Source organism: Bacteroides sp. NSJ-48 (assembly GCF_014287405.1).
GTDB lineage: Bacteria > Bacteroidota > Bacteroidia > Bacteroidales > Bacteroidaceae > Bacteroides > Bacteroides stercoris.
In genome coordinates, this window is sequence record NZ_JACOOD010000075.1 from 1 (window position 1) to 10826 (window position 10826).

5 protein-coding genes and 2 pseudogenes are annotated in these 10826 nt (G+C 38.5%); 4 read left to right on the plus strand and 3 right to left on the minus strand.

All coding sequences use genetic code 11. The features are described 5' to 3' along the window. Positions 1 to 244: 244 nt before the first annotated feature. Positions 245 to 1129 (minus strand): YitT family protein, encoded by an 885-nt coding sequence (locus H8S52_RS18945; RefSeq protein WP_016661524.1) that lies wholly within the window; start codon positions 1127 to 1129, stop codon positions 245 to 247. Between the two features lie 401 nt (positions 1130 to 1530). On the opposite strand from H8S52_RS18945, the gene H8S52_RS18950 reads away from it, so the two are divergent. The 4 genes from H8S52_RS18950 (at position 1531) to H8S52_RS18965 (ending at position 10281) form a co-directional block, all read left to right on the plus strand. Further along, entirely contained in the window at positions 1531 to 4767 is a 3237-nt protein-coding gene (locus tag H8S52_RS18950; protein ID WP_034535895.1) for a TonB-dependent receptor, read from the plus strand. A 13-nt stretch (positions 4768 to 4780) separates the two neighbouring features. Next, positions 4781 to 6865: a RagB/SusD family nutrient uptake outer membrane protein gene (locus tag H8S52_RS18955; RefSeq protein WP_016661522.1), complete on the plus strand. Its 2085-nt coding sequence runs from the start codon at positions 4781 to 4783 to the stop codon at positions 6863 to 6865. 100 nt (positions 6866 to 6965) lie between these two features. Continuing rightward, positions 6966 to 8399: a polysaccharide lyase family 1 protein gene (locus H8S52_RS18960; RefSeq protein ID WP_117857257.1), complete on the plus strand. Its 1434-nt coding sequence runs from the start codon at positions 6966 to 6968 to the stop codon at positions 8397 to 8399. Positions 8400 to 8406: 7 nt separating this feature from the next. Continuing rightward, a complete protein-coding gene (locus H8S52_RS18965; protein WP_186910379.1) occupies positions 8407 to 10281 on the plus strand; it encodes a hypothetical protein in 1875 nt (624 codons plus the stop codon). 189 nt (positions 10282 to 10470) lie between these two features. On the opposite strand, the pseudogene H8S52_RS20085 reads toward H8S52_RS18965, so the two are convergent. Further along, a pseudogene (locus H8S52_RS20085) lies at positions 10471 to 10707 on the minus strand (site-specific integrase); the annotation flags it as partial. A 15-nt stretch (positions 10708 to 10722) separates the two neighbouring features. Further along, positions 10723 to 10826, minus strand: a pseudogene (locus H8S52_RS20220) (DDE transposase); the annotation flags it as partial.

Below are 10826 nucleotides of genomic sequence, written 5' to 3' on the forward strand. Positions count from 1 at the left end.
TGGAAACATAGTGGTAATCGTTTAAATGTTATAATTCAGCACTATAAATTTAATACTTTTATCGCTATGTTTCTAATTATAAGTGAAATATATTTATTCTTATTTCGAACTCACGTTAATTAAGTATAAGGTATAAAATAATAAGGCTTACAGAAGCTAAGCTAATGTAGAGTATCAGAGGGGCAGTGTAGCTTTCCTTATCTCTTATACTTAATTTTCATACTTAATTCTTCATGTTTGATTTTTATTTTACTTTGATTTTGTCGAATCCTTCTCCGTATACTCCGATTACCTGACTTTGTGACACAAAGGCATTCGGGTCTATGTCTTTTATCAGCCGGAAGATAATGGTTGATTCCCGTTTTTTGGCAAGTACAAACAGTATTTTTATTTCCTTGCCGGTATAGAATCCGGAAGCATTTATAACTGTTGCGCCGCGGTGAGGATACACATTGATATGTCTGGCTATCTCCTCATACTTTTCGCTGATGATGAAAAACTGCACGGATTGGCGCGCACTATTTACTACTTGATCCAGAACGAAACTACAGATGTATAGGGTGACGTAGCCGTATACTACTTTTTCCCAGTCTTTCAGCACGAAGTAGCTGGAAGAGATAATGATAAGGTCACAAAACAGCATGACCCGTCCCAGTGTAATGTCCCTGTATTTGTTGATGATAGCGGCGATAATATCCGTTCCGCCCGTACTTCCGTTTGAAGAGAAAGCAATGCCGATACCGCCGCCACAGAAAGATGCTCCGATGACACATGCCATGAAAGGCTGGTCGTTCAGTAGGTGAACGCCGTCTGTCAGTTGCTGAATGATTGGCAGAAAGGAAGTCAGGGTAAAAACGGCAAAAATTGTTTTAATGCTGAACTTCCATCCTAAAATACGGATAGCAAGCAATAACAGTAGGAAGTTGATGCCGAAATAAACATATTGTACCGGCAGTCCTGTTGCAAAATATACCAGTGAGGCAATACCTGGTACTCCGCCTGTGGTAATATCGTTGGGGAGCAGGAATACTGTCCACCCGATACCATACATAATCATGCCTAAAGCAATCATTAAATAATCCCGCATTTCACGAAATATGTTCTGCCGGGAAGGAATGTGCATGTTCATTTGTAGTTTGCAGTTAGATTTGCGGCAAAGATAGATATTTTATCAATCTCGAAATATAAGTTATCGGTTATTTGTATTAGTTCGGATGAAATAAATTTGCTTGTGATGATAATTCTTTTGAAATGCCTGAACTTAGCTTCTTAAATGTTAGGTAGCCTGCATTTGGCAGAACTAATGCTTTTTGTACACTATTCTATTTGCATTACTCTAAATCATAATAAAAATCAAAAGAGAAAGTCTTTGTATCAAATGTAATATATAAATAATTTTAAGAATGCATCATCTTTGCAATACAGATATTGTGTTCGAACACAGTGCTTGAATATCGTTAATCTTATATTTATTTTATGACATTTTAGCTGGATTGTTATATTATTAATTAAAAATTATATTGTTAAACTATGAGAATTCTACACAAAAAACTTTGTCTGTTGATGTTTCTGTTAACAGGCTGTTCTCTCGGCATTTTTGCCCAAAATAGAACAATTACCGGTACGGTTCGAGACGCCGTTGATGTGGTGATTGGTGCTTCTGTCACAGTAAAGGGCAACAGTTCTATCGGTACGATAACTGATATGGATGGCAAGTTCAGGATCTCAGTACCTTCTTCCGCTAGAGATTTGGTGATTAAATTTATCGGATATGATGATGCTGTAATCAGATTGGGTACACCTACTGATTATAAGGTTACGTTGAAAGAGTCTTCCGTGATGTTGGAAGAAGTAGTAGCTATTGGTTATGCCAAGGTGAAGCGTAAAGATTTGACAGGTGCTATTTCATCGGTAGGTGGTAAAGAATTAGCTAATGTACCGGTAACAACCGCGATGCAGGCGTTGCAAGGAAAAGCTGCCGGTGTAAATATCGTAACAGAGAGTGGTGCTCCAGGTGCAGGTGCCAACATTACCATTCGTGGTGGTATGTCATTGACTCAAAGTACTGAACCTCTTTATATTGTAGATGGATTTGAGATGGGAAGTGCTCTTGATAATATTGATATTAATGACATTGAAAGTATTGACGTACTGAAAGATGCTTCTTCGACAGCTATTTATGGTGCTCGCGGTTCCAATGGTATTATTTTGATTACTACTAAATCTGGTAAGAAAGGTAAGACACAAGTTTCTTATAATACCTATTTTTCTTTCGATAAGTTAGCTAAAAAATTAGATTTAATGTCTAATGTAGAAGATTTTGTGAAATACCAGTATGAGTTTGCTGAGTTGACAGGTATTACTCCTACGTGGAGTGCTTTTTATGATGATGGCATGGCTACAGATGCCGCAGGTTTTTATACGGGTGTATATGACCGTATACATGAGCGTTACGCTGATGCATCTTCTATTGACTGGCAGGATGAAGTATTCGGTGGATATGCCATGACGCAGAGCCATAATGTAAATATCTCTACCGGAACGGAAAAGACTCAGGTGATGTTGAGTTATAATTATAATGGACAGGATGGTTTGCTTGCCAATCATTCAGCCAATAAAAGTGCTTTCCGTGCAAAAATCAATTCAGAACTTTATAAAGGAATTCGCTTGGATGTCAACGCAATGTTTAATAACAAGAGTGTAGATGGCGGCGGCAGTTATTCTGGTATGAAGTATGTATTACGTCAACCTATCAGCGGTGGTACTTACTTTACCCGTGACCAAATGTTGACAGAGCAGACCTATGTAGATTTTCGTGGAGCTGAGAGTTCCTATACGGCTTCTAACCCTTTGATACAGAACGAAGCTTCTACTTCCAATAAACGTTCTCGTATGTTTTCTGTAAATGCTGGTTTGGAGTTTGACTTTCTGAAACACTTTACTTACCGCATTGCCGGAAGCTACAGATGGAATAGCAGTAAATCCACTTCATTTTCCGATGAACGCTCTACCGGTTACCTGATGGACCCGGTTAATACGGGTATGACGGGAAGCATAGGAAATAGTGAATCTTATTCTTATCAGATAACGAATACTTTGAACTATAATCAGACTTTTGCAAAGAAGCATAAGGTAAATCTTTTATTGGGTCACGAAGTGAGTTATAGTGAAGATGAAAGCAATTCTATCAGCGTGAAGCAGATGCCCTATCCTAACCATGGAATTGATGATATTTCATTGGGAAATGTAGAAGAAAAGAAATCAGGTCATGGGCATAGTGGAATCGTCTCTGCTTTCTTACGCGCTAACTATACATTTGATGAACGTTATTTGCTGACTGCAACTCTTCGTGCCGATGGTTCTTCTAAATTTGCCAAAGGACACCAGTGGGGAGTTTTTCCTTCAGCTTCAGTTGCATGGAGAATTTCTGAAGAAAGTTTCTGGAAAGAGAATCGTATCAATGATGTTGTCAATAGTTTGAAATTGCGTGTTGGTTATGGTACTACAGGTAACAATGGCGTGGGAAGCTTCTCTTACCGCACTAATGTTTCATTGACCTCTTACCCTATGAATAATGTAATGACTAATCCTGCTTATGTATTAGGTACGCAGTTGGGTAACCCGGAATTGAAATGGGAGACGCAAGTAGCTACCAATGTTGGTCTTGATGTATCTTTATTCAATAGCAGAGTAAATTTGACAGCTGAATGGTATAATAATCAAGCGAATGACTTGTTATTGAACTGTGTTGTTCCATCTTCTACAGGTTATTCTACACAATATCAAAATGTAGGTAAGATGCGCAACAGAGGTTGGGAAGTCACTCTGAATACAGTGAATATCCGAACTAAAAACTTCAGTTGGACAAGTGATTTGAATTTGTCTTTTAATAAATCAAAAGTAGTAGCGTTGGAACAAGGACAAACTGAAAAGACATTCAGTGCAGGTGATTCCCGTTCTGGTATGGTTACCTACTATGCAACAGTCGGCGAAGCTTTAGGTGAAATGTACGGTTATAAATATGAAGGTATTTATACAGCGGAGGATTTCATTGAGGGAAAAGATGGTAAACTGACTTTGCGTGAAGGAATTGTGAAGCCTAAGTCGGGAACTCCTCAACCAGGTGATATTAAGTATGCAGCCGATGATGTAGACGAAGAAGGGAATCCTATATTTACTAAGAAAAATGTGAAAATCGGTAATGGAACTCCAGATTGTATCGGCGGTTTCAATAATACGTTTACTTATAAAGGTTTTGATTTAAGTGTTTTCTTGAAATTTGCCATTGGCCAGGATATCTATAATGCAAATAAACAGAGCTTAACTACTTATTCTATATTTGAGAATATTCCACAGGAATTCAGTAACTATTACCGTGTAGTAGATCCTTCTACCGGAAAACAGGCAACGCTGTCACGTATGCAGGAAATGAACCCCGATGGTTCTGCACGTATTTGGGGATTGACTAAAAATAACAAGGAATGGGGTTTCTATCCTTCTTCTTATTTTGTTGAAGACGGTTCTTACTTGCGGTTGGCTCAGATTACATTGGGGTATACCTTGCCGAAAACGTGGTTGAAGAAAGCGATGATTTCCAATGCCCGTATTTATTTTACAGCTAACAATGTGGCTACACTTACCGGATATTCAGGCTATGATCCTGAGGTGAGAGCGGCTAAGGATAACGTGGTTACTACTCCGGGATATGACAGTTCCGCATATCCCCGTTCAAGAAGTTATGTTGTTGGTCTTAATTTAACGTTTTAATTAGAAAAAGAATATGAATAGCAAAATATTTAAATGGGCTGGTTTGAAAAAGAAACTGGTTATGGTGGCAATACTCAGTTTTTCGTTGGGTATGAGCATGACATCATGCACTGATTGGCTGGAAATGGAGTCTTATACCTCTGACGATGTTGATTATATATTTGAGAATGAGGCAAAAGCGGATTTGTTTGTACAAGGGTGTTACAGAGGGCTTATACACAAGGAGATGTTTTATAATCTTGGTATGGGTGAAACGGTAGTGCATACGGCAGAGGATGGTTTCAGTAGTAAATACAAGGCATGTAATTATGATTTTGACCCATTGGTTCCTACCACTGTTACAACTATCTTTAAAGAGGGATACCGTATTATTGAATCAACAAATGTCGCTATCAGCCGTTTGAAGAAGATGCCCGAAACTGTGAAGCGAAATCAATTGTTAGGTGAAGCATTGGCCATTCGTGCATTCTGTTACCACAACTTGATACGTATCTATGGAGATGTACCTGCTGTATATGTTCCCTTGGAAGAAATGGATGCAAATGATGAGAACCGTTTTTATCCGAAACGTTCACCTCGTGATGGTATATATGACCAAATTGTTTCGGATTTGCAACAGGCTACAGAATGGTTACCTTGGTACGAGGAGAGCGGTTATACTTCGACCGAGCGTCTTACCAAACAAGGAGCATATGCATTGCTGGCACGTATTGCTCTTTATGCAGGAGGTTATTCATTGCGCTGGGATTTGGAGACAAATGATCCTGCAACTTTGAAAATGGCTCGTCGGGATGATGCTACACGTGTTAAGGAATTATATGAAATTGCGAATGATGCATGCTTTCAAATCAAAGAACATGGAAAGAACTCATTGGTACAGGGAAAAGACGGAATGAGTGGTTTCCAATATCTGTGGTATAATCATTGCCAGCGTAAACTTACGGAGACTGAATCTGAAATGATTTGGCAATTGGCAGAATATGGTGACAAGACCAATTCGGAATTCGGACTTTATCTGCAGCCAGGTTCTTATAATGGAACATATGGTTCACGCAAGACATTACAGTTTGTTCTGCCAACTTATTATCTTTCATTTGATAAAAAGGATACTCGTCGGGATGTAACATGTACTTCATATAGTATCTATCCCAAAGATGGCGGTAAAAAAGGACCATGGATTGATACCGGTACTACTTATTCTTCTATACTATTGGGTAAGTGTCGTATCCAATGGTGTGTGGAACCGCAAGCTGCAAGCCAAAGAAATATCAATATTCCGCTTATACGTTATTCAGATGTACTTTTGATGTATGCTGAAACGGAGAATTACTTGAATAACGGTCCTACTCCCGAGGCTGAAGCTGCCTTGAAGGAAGTACGTACCCGTGCCGGAGTGGGTGAGTTGCCTATTCCAACCGATCAGCAAGGTTTTGAGGATGCGCTTGTGCAGGAACGTAAGTGGGAATTTGCGGGCGAATTTACTCTTCGTAGTGATTTGACTCGTATGGGACGTTTGGCCAAGGAGTTGAATCAGGCCAAGCAGGATATGAAAGACTTATCCGATCGTAAGGGTGCATATGCCAATGTGCCGAAATATAGATTGTATAAATATCAGGAAGACGGTCAAAAGTACGGTGATAAGTTCCTTGCCATAGATTATATTGAACTGACAGATCCTACGGAGATAGCTACAGTAAAAAATATTCCAGAAGACGAAAAGCAGTATAGTGATTATGAAACAAAACTGATTGAAATTGTGAAGAATCATGATGTTAGTGTAACTTCGCAGGATAAATGGTATCCTAGGGCAATGTTTGAAGCTTTCAGCAGTGAGTTCAATATGAAAGGACAAGCTGTTGTTGGATTTGCCAAATCTGCTAGAGGTAAGATACAAGTAGGTAAGATTATTTATCAACAGCCTACCGGTTCGGAGGAAAATGGAGGTTCTTATCCTGCTTGGATTGATAAAGGGGATGGTTCTGATGGATTATTTTATGGTTTCAAGGAGAACTTTTCTGAATTATGTCCGTTTGCTGCAAAATCTAGTGGACATCCTTTGATAGATAATCCAAATCTAACTCAATTACCTGGCTATTGATAGCAAACTTCTCATAGACTGGAGCGTGGTTTTGTGACTGTGGCATTTATAGCGCAGTTTGAGACCACGCTTTTTATTAACCTCTAATATTATTGAAAGTATGAAAATGACGAAGACTTTTCTTTTAAGTATGTTGTTGGCTTGTATTGGATGCACTGAAGAAATAAACACAAAAGAAGTATATGTCAAAGGAGATTCCGGAAAGTTTCCCGATTATGGTGAGGTGCTTGCCTTTCCTGGTGCAGAAGGTTTTGGACGATATGCTACAGGTGGACGTGGTGGAGAAATATATCACGTTACTAATCTTAATGATGATGGTGAAGGTTCTTTTCGAGATGCAGTGAGTAAGTCTGACCGTATTATTGTATTTGATGTAGCTGGTATCATAAACCTAAAGTCGACATTGATTTTCTCAAAAAATCTGACGATAGCCGGGCAGACGGCTCCCGGTGATGGTATTGTATTGTATGGTAATCGTGTATCGTTTACGGATGCAGATAATTTAATATGTCGTCATTTGCGTATTCGTATGGGAATTAAAGGTTCTGATGGCAAGGATGCCGCGGGAGTGGCTGATGGAGAAAATATGATATTTGATCACTTGTCTGTAACGTGGGGACGTGATGAGAATTTTTCTATAAACAGTACTACGGCACGTAACATAACTATACAGAATTCTATTATTGGACAGGGATTACAGAATCATTCTTGTGGTGGATTGATGCAAACCGATCTTGAAAATGGAATCACATTGTTTCGTAACCTTTATATTGATAACAAGACTCGTAATCCGAAAGTTAAGGGGCTGAACCAATTCGTGAATAATGTTGTATATAATTGGGGAAGTGGCGCTGCGTATAACATGAGTGGTGATTCTGAAGGCAGTTCGTTGACTTCAATTGAAAATAACTATTTTATTAAAGGTCCTGTGGTTAACTGGCAGAATGTACGTCAGGAAGATGGCAGCATAAAGGTGGAATTAGTTGATATGTCACCAACCAAACCGTTTATCGGTGGAAATGAACGTTTTAATACTTATTGTGTTGGAAACTTTTATGATGAAGATAAGAATGGTGTTTTGAATGGGGTAGAAATACTTCCTGCGGTCAATTGGGAAGAACTTTGTTCTGGTAATCCGACTTTTCTTGCTACGTGTCCGGAAATATTTCCTACTATTTCTCAACAATTGGATGCCGAAAAAGCGTATGAATGGATTGTGAAATATGTTGGTGCAAGTCTACCTGTGCGCGATCAGGTGGATACTTATCTTATCGGAGAACTGACTTCATTGGGAGAAAAAGGGACTATAATCCAAAATGAACAAGATACACAACAGTTTCCTTTAGGTGGTGTAGGTGAAATAGAATCTGGAGTGAACCTCTCAGATACTGATGGTGACGGTATGCCTGATGAGTTTGAAGACGGATATGGTTTGGATAAGAATAATCCGGACGATGCTTCACAAATGGCAGAAAACGGATATACCAATATTGAGAATTATATATTTACGCTTGATGAAAGATTGGATAAATAATTTTTATATGATAAAGTTATTGATGAAATACCTGCTATTTGCCGGAGTAATGGCAGTAGTTGGTTGTACCGAAGAAAAAATGGAGGAAGTCTTTATAGAACAACCTAATTCTTTTCATATAAAAGTAGAAGGTGATGAAGCTTTTGCTTTGAATATTCCTTCCGGTGGAAAAATCGGTATTAATGGTAAAGAGGTACAAGTCTTGTCAAAAGGGTTGGTTAGTTTATATGAAGTGCCTGCCGAGGAAAAATATACGGTATATTATCCTTTAAGCGTACAGCTGCAAGAGGAGCGAATGAAGTTTAACATGCCCAAGGACCAGATTTACCGTACTGGTGGAGTTGATGTAGCAGCGTGTCCGTATTATGCCGTTGCTGATAATGAAGGATTGGCGGATTTGAAATTGAAACCGGCATTGGGTGCGTTAAAATTGATAATACCTGCCAATCAGGAATTTGCTTCTATATCATCTGTCGTTTTGAAATCAGAATCGGATGATATAATGGCTGGATGTATAGAATTGGATTTGGAAAGTGGTAATATTATCACTAAGGAAAATATGTCTCGTGAAGTCGTTTTAAAAGGAAATATTGATATAACTGAGAATAATGAAGCTATTATTGTTCTACCTCCGCAAACATTTACTGGGAAATTGGATGTGATGCTTGTGGCTCCGAAAGGAGGAGGAACGTATAGCCTTGATTTAACAGGAAAATCTATAGAAGCAGGTAAAGTACTTACTGCAACGCTTGATAATATAGATTGGGAAATGTGGACTTATTATTATGGTACCTCTAATTGTGTGATAGTACCACCGGGACAGCTCTCTGTTACAGTGAATTGTGCTGCCTATTATACTACTAGTCCTGTTTATGCATATGAGAATATCTCGGCAGGAGATAATTATTTACCGTTGTCTGCTGCACAATTGTGGAATGATGTTTCTTCTGATTTTGTAAAGGGAGTAACACTCTCTTCAGATCGTAAATCATTTACTGTAAATCTTGACGGACGACCAGGGAATGCAGTGATAGCTATTTATGACAAGGATGATCCTAAAACGGAAGATGCTAAGATTTTGTGGTCATTCCATATTTGGGTGACAGAGGTCAAGGAACAGCATTTGGGTATGAATGTAAAGGGAAATAGCTATACTGTACTTGACAGAAATTTAGGAGCGACTTCCGTTATTCCTGGAGAACGTTCTTCTATAGGATTACTTTATCAATGGGGACGGAAAGATCCGTTTGTAGGTACAGGGGAGTATGGAAAAAATAGTAATGCCAAAATGTACAATGAAGTCGGAGAAGTTGCTTTTGCTACAGTTAAAGGTGGAGAAAGTACAGGCAATGTGAAATATGCCATACAAAATCCAACAAAGTTCATTATGTATTCTCGGAGTAAAAGCAATACAGCTAATCCACCTTATTATTGTGCTTACGACTGGCTATACTATGCTGATTGGGCATTATGGGGAAATCCAGAGGGATATACTTATCCGAAAGCATCCAATCTTACAAAATCTATATATGACCCGAGTCCAGAAGGTTATATGGTAGCTCCTAATGATACATGGATGGGAGCCAGCGAAGGTTACGATAAAACTTCAAGTATTTTTGCTGCAGCAGAATGGAGTAAGGGATATGTTATGGTGGATGATAGCGGACAAAACTGGTGGTATCCGATAGGAGGATGGCGTAGTCGCAAGAATGGAAAATTAACTGCAGCAGATACTAATGGTTATTATTGGTGTAGTTCTACTGATAGAGAGAAGGCCGCGAATTCTGTACATCTAACTCTTGGTAAAGATGATGTCAAACTGAATTCGAATAATAGTCGTGCTAATTCCAGTTTGATACGTTGCGTCAAGATACAGAAATAAAAATAAAACTTTCATTCTCTACGCTAATGTGAGATAGCTCTAATAAGAATGAAAGTATTTCATTTGAACAGATAAGATAGGGAGGATTAGCTATTATAAAAAATATGGAACTATAAAATATTTTGTGTAAATGGAAAATACGGGATTCAAAAATGAGTTCCGTATTTCTTATTTACACAAAACTTTGCATTGTTCGATTTGTTCTTGATAGAATTGACAGACAGTTTTCAGTTCAAATCTTTTGTTTTCGTCATTGAGCAGAGTAGTGGTAGTATATTCTTTCTGTTCAGAGTTGAACTCTAACATTCGTTGTTGTAACTCTGTTTGTTTATCAAGAATGATTTTCTGAATATACTCTTTATTGGGACAGTTCGGTTTCGGCTTATTTTGTGTGAAGTCCCCCCAATAACGGGGTAGGACAGATATGGAGTCAGTAGCTTTTTAGTGGGGATACGCATATAGTTTAGCAATGCGGAAAAGGAAGAACCTCTTGTCAGCTACGCCTCTTAGGTTTGCTCTGAACAGTTTAATTTTAGCATTGAAAG